We start from the raw sequence: 16,941 nt of genomic DNA on the forward strand, positions 1-16,941 counted from the left end.
GCTTCTCTTCCACTTCCTTATGTATTTACCCGTTTCAACATATAAAACGGATGATGGATTAGCTACATTTTAAGCACATTACTATTTTAACTAGAGTAAATCGAACAATACGTTCGTTCAAAATTTCCTGCCAGCAGATCTTCCTTGCGAATGAAAAAATGAATACATCCTGCATCCCACCAGAGGAATCCAATATCCCGGTCACTGTCCACCTCAAGCAGCATCAGCATCTCATCAATCTCCTGATCCACCTTCTCTTCATCTCCATCAAAGTGCTGAATCATGCGCTTCTTGTCTTTTTCCTGATTATACGTATGCTTCCCAGTATGCATATAGGATGCCGCGACGAACTCGTGATCCCCATGCTGTCCATCACCGTAGCCGAGCATTTTGCCGATCACATTTTCAGGTTCCCAGCCCATCTCTTCGGTGAGCAGCAGATAATTTTCTGCGGTCTCTTCTGTAATCTCTTCATTATCCAGATTATAGACTTCACTATATCCGTAATTCGGGAATTCCACTCTGGCCTGTGCATGCACCTGGTAAGGTAAAAACGGCTCCTCTGCTTCCTCTTCCAGAATCGTCAGACTGTCCGGCTCATAACAGGACAACAGCGAGGTATCCGTTCCTGACCAGTACAGTACCCGGTGTTCGATGTTATAGGCAGGCTCGTCTTTGCCCACGAAAAAGTACAGCATCCCCTGAGCGGGCAGCAGCGATTCAGGAATTGCGTTATACGCCGAGTCCTTGATCTCTGCCGTGATCTGTGACAGGTTTAGCTGAGCGACCGATGTCATCCATTCGCCACCTTGACTTCGCGGCCACTCCATACCTGCTGGCAGATCTGGACTGCCTCCAAAGCGTGAACAGCCGGTCTGACCGTTGCCGCCTTCACCGCGTACCATTTTGACCACTGGACGCTGATGTTCTCGCAGATAGTTTTCTAATTCAGGGACTTCATATCGTTCCATAAGCTGCTTCAACTCTTCGTCTGATAATAGATTGCTATATTCCATCGTAATCCTCAATCTCCTTTACACTTGGATAGGTATGATTCTGGCTAACCTGCTTCAATACTGAGTTCTAATGCATATACAGCAAAAGATGTCGTACAGGCAGGTAAATATATGTATTTGAACGTACTTGAATATACCTGGATGTATTTACGTGTCATAAACGATACTATTCATCTCCACTATATCTATTATACTCTGATTTTTGGCAACAGCAAAAAGCTCCTATCCACTCCGCAGAGACATTTCCATGTAGAAACGTCAACGATAGAGTGTACAGAAGCTGTTATGAGCTTAAGTCAGTCATACAATTAGTTAAATCTAAATTCTACACTATCCATCATACCCATCAGATAAGAGAGCAGCGGATTAGATCAGTCGTTTCTTATCGTCCGCGAAGATCCGCAGCTTGTGCTTCATCACTTCGAAATGACCCGGCAGACTGCCGCCAAGCTCGCCATCCAGATTGAGCATGACTTCGTCCGCTCGCGGCGCTTCGATATCCAGCTTGCTCGTGCGGAAGTAGAGTACTTTGGGATCGTCCAGATGTTCACCGCGCAGCGCCATGGTGACGAGGCGGATGAACTCGGCCAGATTGCAGTTGCGCACGGCAATCACGTCGAACAGTCCATCGTCGATCCGCGCATCTGGTGCCAGCTTTTCAAAGCCGCCGACCGAATTCGTATTGGCGACGAGGAAGATCATGAACTGGTCATGAATCGTCTCCATGCCCTCGGCCCGGATGATCAGCTCGGTTGGCGCCAGATTGACCATTTTCTCGATGCCCTTCATATAGTAGGCCATCTGTCCAATCATCGTCTTGAGCTTGCTCGGCACTTCATACGTCAGCTCGGTAAAGGAACCGCCGCCTGCGATATTGATAAAGTAACGGTCGTTGACCTTGCCGATATCGATCGGACGGGACTGCTGACGGATGACCAGGTCGCAGTACTGCTCCCAGTTCCGGGAAATGCCCAGCGCCCGTGACAGGTCATTGGTCGTTCCCAGCGGGAAAATGCCCAGCGGCGGCGGGTTGTCGTATGCGGCCATGCCATTGATGACTTCGTAGATCGTTCCATCGCCGCCAGCGGCGATGATCATATCGTAACCGCCGCGTTCAATCGCCTCCATGGCTGCTACGGTCGCATCGGATTCGCCTGTCGTTGCATGACAGCTGGCCTCGATGCCTCCCTCGTCCAGTCGCTTCAGAATGTCTGCCAGACGGCGTCTCATCTCTTCACGGCCGGAGGTCGGGTTATAGATTAACCTCGCTCTTTTCATGTTCATGCCACCTAATATTGTTGTGATTCGCCTGTTGTACAGATCATAGGAGCGGCAGCTGTTGCCACCCGATCCGGTCAGGCCGGCTATGTCTTATTCTACAACCTGAAGCTGCTGCATCAGCAGATCCACCTGGCGCTCCATCCAGTGGGACAGGCGCGGGTGGGGCAGCAGCGCTTCACCGGCATATTCATAGCTTAACCCTTCGATACGCCCCGGAATCACCGAACGCAGGAAAATGCCTGAGCTCAGAAACAGCGGCGCGACCAGCACACGGTAGCCACGGCTTGTCCACTCTTCGGTCTTGGACCGCAGGCTGTCCGGATTAAGCAATGCATAATCGGCATGAGCCGTACCGCTGATATCGCCGACACGGCGGGCAAGCGAAGAGATGCCCTTTTCCCAGCGCTGACGGAAGCCATCATGAATACTGCCATGACCGACGACCAGCACTGTCTCCTCCTGCGGGACAGTCGACAGATGCTTGACCTTGTCCCATACCATATGGGCAATATCGTCATCGTCATCGACCGGGTAACCAAAGTGCACGTTCGCTCTAATGGTAAACGGTTCCAGATCTGTCTCCCGATCGGGTTCTGCCTTGACGCCCAGTGCGTAGGCAATCTCATCCATATGTGTACTGCCGGAGGACACGAACAGCGGTATAACGAGCAGATCGGTAATTCCCTGTCCCTCCAGTTCATCAATCCCGTCCTGTATGAATCGTCCCGGCACATTGTCCAGATAGACGGCACTTACAGGCAGATCGGCTGGAAAGGAAGTGTTTGCCACTGCATCATCGATCCAGTGCATCCATGTCGGGTCCGGCGATCCATGACTGATTATCAATACACCCGGTTTCATCATATTTATCTCCCCAGACGCTCGAGCGTCATTTTGTAGCCATCATTGCCATAGTTCAGGCAGCGTTTGACACGGGAAATGGTCGCTGTACTCGCGCCGGTCTCCGCTTCGATCTGGTTATACGTCGCGCCTTTGCCCAGCATACGGGCCACTTCCAGACGCTGGGACAGTGATTGAATCTCATTCACTGTGCACAGGTCATCAAAAAATACATAGCATTCTTCCAGGTTTTTGAGCGTCAGGATCGCTTCGAATAATTGATCGACACTTTTATCATCAAGCTTTTTAAGTTGCACGATTAGATCATCCCCTACTACGGTTAATGTAATTTCATTGTATAGATTACCATTTGTTTTTTCAAGCGTTAACGATGTACAGTATCACAGAATCAACACGTCTTTTCCATAAATTATTCCAAAATTACCATTAGATCTATTTAAACCAGCCCCGCCGCTGGAATAGCAGCATCATACACCCGCCCAGCAGGAACATGAGCAGCAGTACGCCAAAGTAACCATATTTCCAGTGCAGCTCCGGCATAAACTCAAAATTCATCCCGTAAATGCCCGCGATCAGCGTCAGCGGCATGAATATGGTCGTGATAACGGTCAGCGTCTTCATGATCGTATTCATGCGGTTGGAGTTGAGCGAGATATAGCTGTCCCGCAGATCCGATGTCATCTCGCGATCCGCTTCGATCATATCGGACAGCTTGAGCAGATGATCGTAGATATCCCCGAAATAGGAATGATGATCGTCCACCTTCTGGATATGCTGGGAATTGACGACACGGTACATCAGATCGCGCATCGGCACGACCGTACGCCGCAGCTTGAGCAGCCGTGAACGCAGAGCAAATACCTGTGCCAGCAGCTCATCGACCGCTTCATCCGGCCCCAGGCTCTCCAGTTCGTTCAGCTCATCCTCGATATCGAATACACACGGGAAGTACTCATCGACGATTTTATCGATAATGATATAGGCCGCTGCTATCGGGCCGCGCATCCATTTGGGCCGCTTGCCGGTACGGTAACTCAGCACTCTCTCCCAGGCAGAGTCGACTTCCGGCTGTTTCTGATGATGGAAAGACACCAGCAGATTCTCGCTGATGAACAGATCGACCTCTTCCACATTCAGCGTATCGCGCTTCACGGCATGCAGTACCAAAAATTCCACATCGGTATAATAGTCCATTTTGGGACGCTGCAGCAGATGCATGCAGTCCTCCACCGCCAGTGGGTGGAATTCGAAAAAGGTACTGAGCAGCTCGGATTCCTTTTCGGTCGGACGGTCAAAATCGACCCAGCACCATATATAATCGCCGGACTTCACTTTCTCCAGCGGTACATCTTCCACAATCATATGTTCATGTGTAAAGCCCATTATACGTATCACGCTTCAACCTCTTTTCTCGGGATCGGATAAGGCTAGAATCGCATAAAAAACCGCCGTTCGCAAGAAACGGCGGAATCGTTCATACGGTTGTGCTTATATAAGAATTAGAACAGATCAAACATTACTTTGTAAATGATGCCGGCCAGCGTCGCCGCGATCGGAATGGTCACGATCCAGGCAATCACGATCCGGCCGGCGAGTCCCCATTTCACTTCACGGAAACGCTTGGCTGCGCCAACACCCAGAATCGCGGAGGTAACAGCATGTGTCGTACTTACCGGCAGGTGAGTCAGTGTGGCTGTGAAAATAACGGTTGCGGACGTTGCATCAGCGGCGAATCCGTTAATTGGCTCGATCTTGAAAATCTTGGTGCCCATCGTCTTGATGATTTTCCAGCCACCGACCGAGGTACCCAGCGCCATCGCCGTTGCGGCAGAAATTTTAACCCACAGCGGTACTTCCAGATTGTCCTGGACATTGGCCGCTACGAGGGCAAACGTGATAATCCCCATCGCTTTTTGCGCATCATTCGTACCATGGGAAAAGGATTGCAGGGCAGCCGTCAGAATCTGCATCGTCCGGAAGCCTTTGTTCACCGAGTGCGGGCTGCGCTTGGCGAAGATCCATTTCAGAATATACATGACGATAAAACCCATAACAAAGGCGATCAGCGGGGACAGCAGCAAACCTTCGACGATTTTGATAAAACCGCTCCAGTTGACCGAACTTGAACCTGCTCCGACAAATACAGCACCCGCCAGTGCACCGATCAGTGCATGGGAGGATGAGGATGGAATCCCGAACCACCAGGTCGCAAGGTTCCAGATAATCGCTGCGATCAGTGTCGCAATAACGATCGGTATACCGTTCTCCAGTGTGGCGGGATCGGCGACGCTGCCGCCAATCGTCTTGGCAACACCGGTAAATGTAATCGCACCGAGGAAGTTCATGATCGCAGCCATCAAAATAGCTGTACGCGGTGGCAGTGCCCGGGTGGACACCGATGTGGCAATCGCATTTGCCGTATCGTGGAAGCCGTTGATAAAGTCAAACGCCAGCGCCAGGAATACGACAATACATAGCACGAATAATGAGGTTTCTACCATATTTATTCATCATACAGAGTTTCTCCCCACTCCTATTTGCAGAGAAGCTGTATGATACTACCTCCTTAATTATCTTAAGATTTTGCAGTCGCGGCAAAATCCGAATCTTCTGTTAGCATCAATGAATCTGTTCCTAAAAGCAGCTCAGTTTCTGCCAGGTGGCAAAAGAAAAACGAACCAGCTCACACTTACGTCGGTTCGGCTTCTTTCCGGATCAGGAATTGCTCATAATAATCGATTCCAGCGTATTGGCTACATCTTCACAAGAATCCGTTGTATTCTCCAAACGTTCATAGATTTCTTTGCGTTTGATTAATTCGATAGGGTCCGTAACGGTAGCAAACAGTTCCGTGATGCATTTGCGCATGATATCATCGCCCTGGTTCTCCAGATCATTCAGGCGGATCGAGTGCTCGCGGATCGGCAGCAGTTTTTTCTGGGAAAGCAGTTGAATCGCTTTTTGAATCTCATAGGCACACTCGCGCAGAATCTCTGCAAAGGCATTGATATACTGGTCCGGCTCGTTCAGATGATACATCTCGAAGCGGGAAGCACAGGCTTCCAGGCCGTCCATTACATCATCCATTTTGGTCGTGAGTTCCATGATATCGTCGCGCTCCAGCGGCGTGATGAATGTTTTATTCAACTCGGTGATGATCGTATGGGTATACGTATCGCACTGGTTCTCATAATCCTTCATCGTTTTGGTGAACTGTGGAATGTCTTTAAGGCTTGCGACCTGTTCTGCGAAGTAATCCGCAGCCTGTACCAGGCTATCCGCCATATTCTCCAGCGTCTCAAAAAAGATATCCTTCTTTTTAATACGCATTCCTATAACCCCTTTTCGAAATTTTGCCGAAAAATGTCGTAAAATCGCATTTTAAGCACAATTCTGGCTTTGATAACAACCTTTGTTATCTTATCAATCCGTGTGCGGTTTTGTAAAGAATAGCTTAACAAATAATATACAAATCTCATACAAAGTTCAGCACTTCTTTATATCATTACACTGAAAGTCTTCATTTTATCCATTATTGTCCATTTTTTTATCATCAATTGTTAAGTGACTGTAAAATGTCGGACTGTTCGGCACAATATTGTAGTAGGTCACGCCGGGAACGAGCGGTGTCTCCTGCCCGCCGCTGCGAAAACGGATCACATCTCCGTCACTGCGGCTCCATTCACCGCGGATCATGCGGCCTTGCTGGAACATGAGCGCTTCGCCGCCAGACTCCAGATCGAGGCTGAGACGGCCGACATCATCCAGCACTTTGTAATCGGCGCCGAGTACAATAACATTGGCGGCGGTAAGCGGCTCACGGGTATTGAGATCGATATGCGGCTTGCCGTTCATGCTGCGCGTATACTCGCCGCTGGCCGAATCGTACGCATAACCGACGGTATAGCTGTCCAGCAGGTATTTGAGCTGCAGGGAATTTACCTGCTCCGAGCTGGTTGTGGCAGATGATGCGCTATTGACGGCCGGGCTTTCGCTCATACCGGCAGGCGTTTCCATATTACTGGCAGAATCCGATTTGGTCTGCATAGGGGATGATGCACGTTCTGTAGTAAGACCGGCATCCGTATCGGTGCTGGCGGATAACGATTCTGCTGGTTCATTGTCGGCAGAGTTCGTCTGATCCGCTGGCGGCAGAAATGGGTACACCGGCAAAGTGAGCTGCTCGGTATATCCTTTGTCCGCTGCGGCTTTGCGAAGCTTTTGCTCATTGGTATACAGATTATGCGGCGCCTTGCGGCTGGAATCGCGCCAGAACGGAGCGCTGGCGTTGGTAATCTCGTCGAGATGCTCCTTGCCGCCGTTTTGCAGGATGGCATAGGCATCATTACTGCCTCCGGCGTGGACGAGCAGTCCGTTTACCGTCTCCCCGAGTGTGATCAGATAAGGGCGTATGCTGCGTACCGGACCGATGGCAGCGTCTCCGTGATAACTCTGATAGACAGCGACCAGACGGGTAATACCGCCCTCGGCGAGCACTTCATACACCATATCCGCTTCGGCCAGACCGGACTGCGGACGTGCCGCCGGTGCGTTGTTAATCATCACGGCGACCGGTCGCGCGAGATCAGGCTGTTTGACGGGAAGCCCGGTCAGCGGAGTGGTATAAGCAGGCGCCTGCACAGTCGCTTCCGGCGCAGGCTCTGCCTTTTCCGGGGCAGGTATTGCTGACGGCGGCGGCACGGCGGCTTCGTCAGACTGACAGGCGGTGAGGCTAATTCCGAGCAGTACAGGCATCATTCCACGTAATAAGGGTGACCAAGAAATTTTCATAACATCCTCCTCAGAATAAAGGACATCAGCAGAGCAGCGATTACGCCGGACAGCTGCTTCGTCAAGAATAGACTGCCGGCATGAATTCCGTATGAACGCTTGCTGGCATCCGGACTGGCGGGTCTATAACGTATGCTGCCACACAGGTGAATCTGCGGCCTGGCTGTGTCCTGTAATAGATGTTTCTGTTCATTATGTATGCGTGACGCGGGTGATCGGTGACACTGCTGCATAGCCAGAGGCTGCTGCAGACAATACATCCATTATATACATAGCTGCTGCGGCTGGAGAACTGCAAAGCTCATATTTTGTAAGTATATGAATGATTCTGGCAAACATCGAACTATAAGAAAGAACTGTGGTACATAAAAACACATGAAAAATTCGGTAAAAATTATATGTTAATTCAAACAAATCCTTCAGTTCAAGCTGTTCAATTATAAAACATTAAAAAGTAAGCTAGATTGTGATTTTTATTACATATTAAAATTTAGGAATGTTTTAAGATAAAGCCATGAAAGAGATAATCATCACAGATTCAGCATAACTGCTTGTCATTATACTTAAGGGGTGTATCCATTATGAACAGATGGCTTAGAGAAAATGCAGTAGCAATGTGGTTATTGACTATCGTCCGTGTGTATGTCGGATTCCAGTGGATCGAAGGCGGCTGGGGCAAGCTCACCGGTGGATTCGACGCTACCGGGTTCCTCACTGGTGCAATCGCAAGCACCGGCGGCGAACACCCAAGCGTACAGGCAGGCTGGGGCGCATTCCTGCAGCACTTTGCACTACCGAATGTAGGGCTGTTTAACGTACTCGTACCGATCGGTGAATTCCTCGTTGGTCTGGGACTGATTCTGGGCACATTCACAACGCTCGCAGCGTTGATGGGTATGGTCATGAACTTTGCTTTCCTGTTCTCGGGAACCGTCAGCACCAACCCATACCTGCTGCTGCTCGAAATCTTCATCGTCGTTGCTGGCGCCAATGCCGGTAAGATCGGCCTCGATCTTTGGATACTGCCTTATCTGAAAGCGACCTTTTTCAAAAAGAATAACCGCCGCGGCAGCAGCCCTCATGCACCTACGCATCGAGCGGCCTGACCTGAAGCGTAATCATTTATACCCGCTCGGCAGTCTTCTCTGCCGCCCACATTATAAAAAGTCACTCTGCCAAATACGGGAAGTCTCCGTATACCGGTAGAGTGACTTTTTGTGTGGATTGCTCTTTCTTTATATCATCAGCCGGATCTCAAGCATCCGGTACGGTGTTTACCGGGTCACCATCCCGGCCAGCTCGGCGGCGGCTGCACGGCTGTCCGGCGCCCCGGCAATGGCAGAGATCACTGCGACGCCATCCGCTCCCGCAGCGATCACCGGAGCGGCGTTGGATGCATGGATGCCTCCGATGCCGACTACCGGAATATCCAGTCCGGCAGTGCGCAGCTGCTCGATGACCGTCGTGCCCCGCACCGCCTCCGCATCCGGCTTGGAAATGGTCGGATAGACAGGGCCGACTCCGAGATAGTCCGCTCCATCTGCGATCGCTTGCTGCGCCTCTTCGAGCGAATGGGCCGAGACGCCAACGATCTTGTCCGGACCGAGACGGCGGCGAATGACCGAAGCGGCTTCGTCGTCCTGACCGACATGTACGCCGTCCGCATTCAGTTCGAGTGCCAGTTCCAGATCATCATTTACGATAAAGGGAATCCCGTGCTCCGCGCAGATCTCCTGCAGACGTCGGGCCAATTGAACACAGGCTGTACCGGTCAGTGCGCCCACTCCCTTTTCCCGGAATTGAAACATGGTGATCCCCCCGGCAATCGCCTGGCGCAGCACCTGCTCCGGCGTCTCTGTACAGTTTACACTGCCCATGACCAGATAGAGCTTCAACCAGCGGCGCATGATGTCGGTATCAGGACGGCTCATGAGTATACCCCCTCTGCCGATAGGCAAAATGGTTGGTCGGACCGTGTACTGAACCGATCCCCAGCCCATCCTCTATCGCTGCCTGGATAAACTGCTTGGCGGTATGCACCGCTTCAAGCACAGAGCGGCCCCGGGCGAGCTCTGCGGTAACTGCAGCGGAATACGTACATCCTGTTCCATGGGTATGCGGCGTATCGATGCGCGGTGTCTCCAGATAATGATAGTTCTGCCCGTCGTAGAGCACATCGACGGCACCTGCTGTCGACAGATCATGACCGCCTTTGACAATCGCATAGCGTGCGCCCATATCGGTCAGTCGGCGGGCCGCTTCTTCCCGGTCCTGCAGCTGCCGGATGCTCATGCCGGTCAGCAGTTCCGCTTCCGGCACATTCGGTGTGACGATCTCGGCGAGCGGCAGCAGATGCCTGGTCAATGCCTGAACCGCCTCCTGCTGGAGCAGTACGGAGCCTCCTTTGGCGACCATGACCGGATCGATCACAAGATTGCGCCAGCCATATCGCTGCACCGCCTGTGCCACTTCATGAATAATGTCTGCGCTGAACAGCATCCCTGTCTTGACTGCTTCGGGTGCCAGATCTTCCCCGATCGAATCCAGCTGGCGGATTACGCCTTCCGGATCGACCGGATAGACGCCCTGTACACCTGCCGTGTTCTGGGCGGTCACTGCCGTAATGACCGACATGCCGTAGACGCCGAGTTCCTGAAAAGTTTTCAGATCGGCCTGTATGCCTGCTCCGCCGCCGCTGTCCGAGCCGGCGATCGTTAATGCCTGATGGATGCTCATGTTTGTTTGCACTCCTTTGAATTAGGGATATAGGGATATAAAATGTACTGCCTGACTATCCTGCCAAGCCTGGCCACATCTACAGGGTCTCGATCCGTGCCCGCTGCTGCACTTGTTCAGGAGTCAGCAGGGACAGCTGATTGATGAACTCCACTTGAAAACTGCCGGTTCCCTGCCCTTCTGTACGCTCTGCTGCCATCTCTGCCGCTATGCCGTAGAAAGCCAGCGCTTCCGCTGCTGCCTGCAGCCAGTGCTCCCGGCCTCCGGCAGCCGCTGCAAAAGCGGCCACCACCGAGCTGAGCAGACACCCTGCACCGGTCACCTTGGTCAGCAGCGGATGTCCGTTCGCCACCGTCAGGGTCGCCTGACCGTCAGTGATAATATCCTCCTCCCCCGTCACAATCACGATGGAGCCCAGCTGCTCGGCTGCCTGGCGGGCCAACTGAGTACGATCTCCCTCTCCTGCCCCGGCATCGACGCCGCGGATATTCCATTCGGCTCCGGCTACATTCGCAATCTCTGCCACATTGCCGCGCAGAAAATCGATCTTGACCTGCTCGCTAATCCGGCGGGCCGAATCTGTGCGATAAGCGGTTGCTCCCGCTCCAACCGGATCGAACACAACCGGCACTCCCGCCCGATTGGCAGACTGTCCTGCCAGTAGAATGGACTGCACCGTATATTCATCGAGCGTGCCCATATTCAGCATGACCGCTCCAGACATCGCGGCGACATCCGCCACTTCTTCATGCGCATACGCCATAAAGGGCGAAGCTCCCAGAGCCAGCAGCCCATTGGCTGTAAAGTTGGTCACCACCACATTGGTAATATTGTGAATGAGCGGATTCTGCTCACGCACCTTTTGCAAATAAGACATCCCTTCTCCTCCTCGACTGTACAAACTGTATACAAAAAAGACCCATTCACCTCCAGCAGGAGATCAATGGGTCGTATCATTCATTCAGGTATATCGTGCCGTATAGGCATGAGTGAAATCCGCGTCCACTTCCCTCCGCTGGTATAACCCAGATCAGGTTCCAAGGGTCCGGACATAATCCGTCTCAGCCTCGCGGCTCCCCTAGTGAATTCAAAGCAATATGATGAGTAAGGATTGCACACCGAACGTCTTGCGCTGCCGGTGTCCTCTGGTCTCTTTATAGTTACGATCTTATAAGGATATCCGCCGACTGTCAAATCCACAGCCGTGCCGGTTCATGCTCCATTACAGAGCTTTAATATCCATACACAGCCTTATAAGATGTACATATGCCAAACGGTCAGATCATCCAGTGCTGCCACTGCGTCTGTGCCGCTTCACGTCCGGCGAGCCATTCGCGTGTATAACGAAGCAGTTCGCGGCGATGCGGACCGGAAGAATACGTATGATCCGCCTGGAAAATAATCTGCTTGTCACAGCGCCCTTCCTGCCGGGTCCAGAACTCCTGCTGGTACAAAAAGGCATAATCCACCGGAATCACATCATCCCCGGTACCATGCACGACCAATACATCGCCGCTGAACTGGCGCGCTTCGATGAACGGCTGGTAATTGCCCAGCGACTCAAAGTAAACCGGCTTGAAGCAGTAGCCCAGATAATCCGCTTCCCCTTCGATTACCGCCTGATCATACGTCTCGCGACCGACAATTTTCACAATATCATTAAAAGGATGACCCACCGCCGACCACAGTACCAGATGCTTGATCCGGTGATCGCGGACAGCAGTCAGTATTGCTACCGCTCCGCCAAGGCTGTGACCGATCAGCGTGACCCGGGTCGGATCAATATCGCTGCAGTTCATGACATAATCGAGCACAGTGCGGGTCTGCGCGACCATGGAGTCCAGTCCCTGCTGACCATATAGTCCACTGCTTTCCCCACAGCCCGCGTAATCAAAGCGAACGACCATGTATCCATCAGCAGCCAGTTCACGGGCGCTGTTGACGAACAAGCGGTCCACACCGATCCGGCTGCCGACAAAACCGTGACAGATAATAATCAGCGGTGTACGGTCCTTGCCTTTGCCCTGTGTATCGGTCTGACGGTCATGCGTCGGATAGTGAATACTGGCTGTTAAATCCACTTCCTGATGGCGAATAACGATATTCCTCTCCATAATGATTCCTCCCCGCAATAGCTGTGTATATAATCAGAAAACTCCTATTTTTTTAAAGGTGAAATATTTAATTTAAATAATTCCGATGAGTTTAATATGATTTAAAGTAACATTATAGTAGCATCCCGGGAATTCAATTGTCAATGGAGCAAAAGTGTGGCAGAATAATAGCTTCCAGACCGATCTCCGGCACTATAGGCAGCCGGTATAAATAGGGATATATTCAGGTACAATTGATTACGATTGGAGGAACGATTATGAGTACTGTGCGTCATTTGGTAAAGGATATTAATTCAATTCGCGATCAGCTCAAACAGGATAATCTGAGCTATTATGACGATGTCATCGTGCATGTACGGGACGCTCGTATCCGCCGCGAATCGGGTGAGGAACTGCTGCTGGAGATGGGACGGCACCTGCTGGACGCCCAGCAAAAAGGCAAAAGTGCCCGCCAGCTGTTTGGCAAGGAATCGGACAGTTATGCCAATCAGCTCATCGAGAATCTGCCGGAGGCCCGGCAGCTGAGCAAACCGATGTATTATCTGATGATTGTCTGGGTCGCGCTTACATGGGTGTTCCTGCTGCAGGCACTGATGGGCTTTTTCAAAATCAATATCAGCGGCTCGGGCGTTGTCGGTGAAATCAGCCTCTCCACCCTGATCCTGGTCGCTGCCGGTGCGATTGTACTGGTCGAACTCGTTCGCCGCGTCGCCGATCAACCTGTAGAGAAGAGCGATCTGGACCGTCCGCGAATGCAGATCAATGCCCGCTCGGTCATGTCCTATCTGATCGTCATGATTGCGATCATTGTCGTCGGAACCTATCTGCGCAATGTGATGCCGGTGCTGGTCATCTCGCCGTGGGTGAGTCTGATTCTGTGCATTATCGGGATTCTCGGCCAGAAGCTTATCTTTATGCGCCGCTGAGTGGTTGGCTCCGCTGCGCTTTGTTTGTTGTTCGAATTATCCAGCAACTACGGCATTCTGCATTTAATATAGAAAGAAGCCTCCGGTCAATTGCGCAGCGGAGGCTTTTTTTGTGATCAGAAATGTCTTGCGCAGCATAACCATAAAGCTGAGTAACAGCGGAATACTAGCCGCTGTACCGCAACTTCGCAATTGCTGTGCCCGTCTTTTATAATAGAGGCAGACATGCATTCGCCGGCTAAGCAAATGGTTAATATAACGAGAGCAGCCTGACATCATGAATCATGGTGTACACAACGAACAATCAAAGGAGTTTTATTTATGAAAAAAACCAGTCTATTGCTTGCAAGTCTGATGCTGATCACGGTATTATCCGCATGCTCGGGCAACAATAATTCCAGTGCACCGGCACCGAGCACCACTCCGAATACCGAGAATTCCGGCGGTACGGCTCCGGATACAGCCAATCCTGCCGCACCGGACAGCTCTTCCAATGCTTCCGCCGAAGAGACCAAAATCACCGCCAATAAAAAGCTGGTGCTTGGATTGTATAACGATGTATTCAACGGTCATCAGCTGGACAAGGTCAACCAGTATGTGGCAGAAGATTATGTACAGCATGATTCGGCTTCCGCAACCGGTCGTGAAGGATTCGTGTCCTACTTTACACCGTTCTTCGAGCAGAATGCCGATTACAAATTCACTGTACGCGGCATGGTCGGCCAGGGTGATCTGGTCGCTGTCTTCTCCGAGCCATCCGCACCGGCAGGAGATGCAGCCAAAGCTTCCGCTGGTGCTGTAGTCGACATTTACCGAATCGCGGACAATCTGATCGCCGAACACTGGAGCGTGGCTCCATCCCAGCTGACCGGTTCCGAGAAGCCGGCTGATCTGCTGCCGTCGACTTCTACCGAAGCGGCTGTCGCCGATACGCCGCGAGCTACTGTTGCAGCCAATGCGAACTTTGTCAAAAATTTCTATGAATCGTTTTTCAATCAGCATAATACCGATGCTGCCAACGAAGCAGTCAGTGAAAATGTCGTTCAGCATGGCTCCGGCATCGCTAACGGCCGTGACGCACTCACCAGCCATTATCTGACCGAGTTCCGTGCGCATCCGGACAGCACAGCCAAAGTGGTCAATGTGATCGCTGAAGGCGATCTGGTCGTCGTTCACAGCCAGATGCAAAATAGTGCCGATGATCGCGGTACGGCTGTCGCCCATATTTTCCGGATCGAGAATGGTCAGATTGCCGAGATGTGGACACTGAGCCAGCCGGTACCGGAGCAATCCGCCAATGAAAATACGATGTTCTAATAACAGCCGGGCAGGAATAGATTCGCACTCCGGCTTCCACAGTCGCTCTCCATCCATATAGGAGAGCGGCTTTTTTTGCTCTGCTGCCGTATCCGCATGCCGGGCGTCTCCTATAAGTCGTCCCTAATCCGGTCCGACAGGCCTGCAAAAAGGACAACCCGGGATGATCAGTCCGTTTATATAGGACATTCTACATGATTCGACAGTAGCATAAAATTTCAGACTCCTTTTTCCGATGTTATATAAGGGCAGTTTAATTCTGCTCACTCAGTTGACAGAAAAGGAGCCTGCGAAATGCGAATCCGGCGTATCCGTAATCTATTCATCATCCTACTGTATATCACCATCGCCTTCGTCGTGACCTTCTATGTGCTGAGCCTGAAGTATCCACATGCTTCCGCTTTCTCCTATGAGACATGCAGGGCCACATATGATATGACCGATGATCTGTTTAAGACGCTGAACGGCGAAGTCCCCGAAGGAGCCGCCAATGTCGCTTCCGCTTCGGAAGTGAGCCACAGCGCCCCTCCCGGCAAAGCCAGTCACATCCCGGTGCTGATGTATCACTACGTCGTACCTGAAAAGTATAATGTTGAACCAAATAACGCGCGCATCAATCTGGAAGCTTTTGAAGAAGGCATCAAATATTTGCATGACGAGGGTTATTATACCGCTACGCTCAAAGAACTGGAGCGCTATGTGAGAGGCGAGATCCAACTGCCCAAGAAAACAGTCGTCCTGACTTTTGACGACGGCTATCAGAACAATGTGGTCTATGCCTATCCGGTACTTAAAAAGTACGGCTTCCATGCCTCAATCTTCATCGTCGGTACCAAGCTCAAGGATCACAAGCAAAAATTCATCCCCACCGCCAAAACCACCATTTCCCGCAAGGAAATGAAAGCGACCCGCGATGTATTCGAGTATCACAGTCATACGTACAATCTGCATTACAAGCGGCTTGTACAGTGCGCCGAATATTATGCAGCCGGCAAGGACAGCGCACGCTTCACCCATGATATCCAGCTCATGAAATCCAAAACCGGCATTGATACACCATACTTTGCCTACCCTTATGGAGAATACGATCCCAAAATGGTCTATGATCTTAAAATGAACGGATACCGTATGGCCTTTACGGTACGCCCCGGCTATGTGCATCCCGGTGACGATCCGATGTACCTGCCGCGCATGAACGTGACTTCGACGACTACAGTCAAGCATCTGCTTAATTTACCGGACAATCCAGCATAACGTCTCAATTTGCTGGACAATCCAGCATAAGGCTTCTATTTGCTGGAGAATCCAGCAGATCCGGTCAAGTTAAAATAACCGCAGCCCTGCGATAAATAAATAATCAACCCTGGCCTGAGCCTGCCTCTTCCCTGAAAGGAAGTGGTAGCATTAGGCCTTTTTTTGCATTTTTAGATTTATTTACTCAAAATAGAGATATGCGGGTAATAAATAATAATTATGCCGGTACATCTATAGGATGACCGGCAGCCATTCCCTGTATACAAAGGAGCCCGACACCATGACTCTCGGCGAATGCCTGAACCAGCTGCACAACGATCTGCTGCTGATTGACCTGAGCCGTCCCGGCTATCCGACCCGTACGGTAGCGGAGCTGAAGAAGACTATGCCGCTTGATGACGAGGGCTATGAGGTACGCATCCGCAGCTTCAATTTCGGCCGTACCCAGAAAAGATCAATCGCCAAAATCGACGGCCCGAATTTATGGAATGAAACTTAACGCCTTATTTTACACAGCGTTAACAAAAGAAGGCTATACTGGCTACATATGATGTATTTTTGCAGATTTCGACAATATTCCTATGTGTCCTGCACTATACTGGTAGTACCAGTACGCTAGGACAGGAAGCAAATGATTAACCGGAG

At 51.2% G+C, this 16,941-nt stretch carries 17 protein-coding genes and 1 riboswitch; of the genes, 5 read left to right on the forward strand and 12 right to left on the reverse strand.

Features of this window, described 5'->3' with window-relative positions:
• Positions 1-86 precede the first annotated feature (86 nt).
• The 8 genes from M1D61_RS18645 to M1D61_RS18680 form a co-directional block, all read right to left on the reverse strand.
• A complete protein-coding gene (locus M1D61_RS18645) occupies positions 87-1,016 on the reverse strand; it encodes a YwqG family protein (RefSeq protein ID WP_458120094.1) in 930 nt (309 codons plus the stop codon).
• 366 nt (positions 1,017-1,382) lie between these two features.
• Complete coding sequence (locus M1D61_RS18650) at positions 1,383-2,294, reverse strand: diacylglycerol kinase (RefSeq protein WP_458120095.1); 912 nt, start codon at positions 2,292-2,294, stop codon at positions 1,383-1,385.
• 93 nt (positions 2,295-2,387) lie between these two features.
• Positions 2,388-3,161 (reverse strand): sirohydrochlorin chelatase, encoded by a 774-nt coding sequence (locus M1D61_RS18655; protein ID WP_458120096.1) that lies wholly within the window; start codon positions 3,159-3,161, stop codon positions 2,388-2,390.
• Positions 3,162-3,163: 2 nt separating this feature from the next.
• A complete protein-coding gene (locus M1D61_RS18660; RefSeq protein ID WP_017814542.1) occupies positions 3,164-3,454 on the reverse strand; it encodes a YerC/YecD family TrpR-related protein in 291 nt (96 codons plus the stop codon).
• A 136-nt stretch (positions 3,455-3,590) separates the two neighbouring features.
• Positions 3,591-4,553 (reverse strand): magnesium/cobalt transporter CorA, encoded by a 963-nt coding sequence (gene corA, locus M1D61_RS18665; protein ID WP_046216656.1) that lies wholly within the window; start codon positions 4,551-4,553, stop codon positions 3,591-3,593.
• 104 nt (positions 4,554-4,657) lie between these two features.
• Complete coding sequence (locus M1D61_RS18670) at positions 4,658-5,659, reverse strand: anion permease (protein ID WP_458120097.1); 1,002 nt, start codon at positions 5,657-5,659, stop codon at positions 4,658-4,660.
• Between the two features lie 214 nt (positions 5,660-5,873).
• Entirely contained in the window at positions 5,874-6,488 is a 615-nt protein-coding gene (locus M1D61_RS18675) for a DUF47 domain-containing protein (RefSeq protein ID WP_458120098.1), read from the reverse strand.
• Between the two features lie 195 nt (positions 6,489-6,683).
• Entirely contained in the window at positions 6,684-7,949 is a 1,266-nt protein-coding gene (locus M1D61_RS18680; protein ID WP_458120099.1) for a DUF3048 domain-containing protein, read from the reverse strand.
• Positions 7,950-8,527: 578 nt separating this feature from the next.
• On the opposite strand from M1D61_RS18680, the gene M1D61_RS18685 reads away from it, so the two are divergent.
• Positions 8,528-9,055 carry a DoxX family protein gene (locus M1D61_RS18685; protein WP_458122559.1) on the forward strand — a complete coding sequence of 176 codons (528 nt, stop codon included), beginning with the start codon at positions 8,528-8,530 and terminating at the stop codon, positions 9,053-9,055.
• 168 nt (positions 9,056-9,223) lie between these two features.
• Here the strand turns inward: M1D61_RS18685 and thiE are convergent, their stop codons facing one another.
• From thiE to M1D61_RS18705, 4 genes are all read right to left on the reverse strand, one after another.
• Positions 9,224-9,880, reverse strand: a complete 657-nt coding sequence (thiE, locus tag M1D61_RS18690; protein WP_458120100.1) for a thiamine phosphate synthase — start codon at positions 9,878-9,880, stop codon at positions 9,224-9,226.
• Positions 9,867-10,685, reverse strand: a complete 819-nt coding sequence (gene thiD, locus M1D61_RS18695; protein ID WP_458120101.1) for a bifunctional hydroxymethylpyrimidine kinase/phosphomethylpyrimidine kinase — start codon at positions 10,683-10,685, stop codon at positions 9,867-9,869. Before thiD ends, thiE begins: the two co-directional genes overlap by 14 nt.
• Before the next feature lie 79 nt (positions 10,686-10,764).
• Positions 10,765-11,562 carry a hydroxyethylthiazole kinase gene (thiM, locus tag M1D61_RS18700; protein ID WP_458120102.1) on the reverse strand — a complete coding sequence of 266 codons (798 nt, stop codon included), beginning with the start codon at positions 11,560-11,562 and terminating at the stop codon, positions 10,765-10,767.
• 113 nt (positions 11,563-11,675) lie between these two features.
• Positions 11,676-11,775, reverse strand: a riboswitch (TPP riboswitch).
• 187 nt (positions 11,776-11,962) lie between these two features.
• Complete coding sequence (locus M1D61_RS18705) at positions 11,963-12,799, reverse strand: alpha/beta hydrolase (RefSeq protein WP_458120103.1); 837 nt, start codon at positions 12,797-12,799, stop codon at positions 11,963-11,965.
• Positions 12,800-13,056: 257 nt separating this feature from the next.
• Here M1D61_RS18705 and M1D61_RS18710 point away from each other — a divergent pair, with 257 nt between their 5' ends.
• From M1D61_RS18710 to M1D61_RS18725, 4 genes are all read left to right on the forward strand, one after another.
• Complete coding sequence (locus M1D61_RS18710) at positions 13,057-13,725, forward strand: DUF1129 family protein (RefSeq protein ID WP_458120104.1); 669 nt, start codon at positions 13,057-13,059, stop codon at positions 13,723-13,725.
• Positions 13,726-14,046: 321 nt separating this feature from the next.
• Positions 14,047-15,042, forward strand: coding sequence for a nuclear transport factor 2 family protein (locus tag M1D61_RS18715; RefSeq protein WP_458120105.1), 996 nt, complete (start codon positions 14,047-14,049; stop codon positions 15,040-15,042).
• Positions 15,043-15,336: 294 nt separating this feature from the next.
• Positions 15,337-16,296, forward strand: coding sequence for a polysaccharide deacetylase family protein (locus M1D61_RS18720; RefSeq protein ID WP_458120106.1), 960 nt, complete (start codon positions 15,337-15,339; stop codon positions 16,294-16,296).
• Between the two features lie 280 nt (positions 16,297-16,576).
• Positions 16,577-16,795 (forward strand): hypothetical protein, encoded by a 219-nt coding sequence (locus M1D61_RS18725; protein WP_458120107.1) that lies wholly within the window; start codon positions 16,577-16,579, stop codon positions 16,793-16,795.
• Positions 16,796-16,941: the final 146 nt, after the last annotated feature.

Source organism: Paenibacillus sp. Z6-24 (assembly GCF_054161335.1).

Excerpts from the sequence above, each read along its gene's own strand:
- M1D61_RS18710 (WP_458120104.1), top strand. The coding sequence starts at position 13,057 with ATGAGTACTGTGCGTCATTTGGTAAAGGATATTAATTCAATTCGCGAT.
- M1D61_RS18680 (WP_458120099.1), bottom strand. The coding sequence starts at position 7,949 with ATGAAAATTTCTTGGTCACCCTTATTACGTGGAATGATGCCTGTACTG.
- M1D61_RS18715 (WP_458120105.1), top strand. The coding sequence starts at position 14,047 with ATGAAAAAAACCAGTCTATTGCTTGCAAGTCTGATGCTGATCACGGTA.
- thiM (WP_458120102.1), bottom strand. The coding sequence starts at position 11,562 with ATGTCTTATTTGCAAAAGGTGCGTGAGCAGAATCCGCTCATTCACAAT.
- M1D61_RS18655 (WP_458120096.1), bottom strand. The coding sequence starts at position 3,161 with ATGATGAAACCGGGTGTATTGATAATCAGTCATGGATCGCCGGACCCG.
- M1D61_RS18670 (WP_458120097.1), bottom strand. The coding sequence starts at position 5,659 with ATGGTAGAAACCTCATTATTCGTGCTATGTATTGTCGTATTCCTGGCG.
- M1D61_RS18720 (WP_458120106.1), top strand. The coding sequence starts at position 15,337 with ATGCGAATCCGGCGTATCCGTAATCTATTCATCATCCTACTGTATATC.
- thiD (WP_458120101.1), bottom strand. The coding sequence starts at position 10,685 with ATGAGCATCCATCAGGCATTAACGATCGCCGGCTCGGACAGCGGCGGC.
- M1D61_RS18705 (WP_458120103.1), bottom strand. The coding sequence starts at position 12,799 with ATGGAGAGGAATATCGTTATTCGCCATCAGGAAGTGGATTTAACAGCC.
- M1D61_RS18675 (WP_458120098.1), bottom strand. The coding sequence starts at position 6,488 with ATGCGTATTAAAAAGAAGGATATCTTTTTTGAGACGCTGGAGAATATG.
- M1D61_RS18645 (WP_458120094.1), bottom strand. The coding sequence starts at position 1,016 with ATGGAATATAGCAATCTATTATCAGACGAAGAGTTGAAGCAGCTTATG.
- M1D61_RS18650 (WP_458120095.1), bottom strand. The coding sequence starts at position 2,294 with ATGAAAAGAGCGAGGTTAATCTATAACCCGACCTCCGGCCGTGAAGAG.
- thiE (WP_458120100.1), bottom strand. The coding sequence starts at position 9,880 with ATGAGCCGTCCTGATACCGACATCATGCGCCGCTGGTTGAAGCTCTAT.
- M1D61_RS18725 (WP_458120107.1), top strand. The coding sequence starts at position 16,577 with ATGACTCTCGGCGAATGCCTGAACCAGCTGCACAACGATCTGCTGCTG.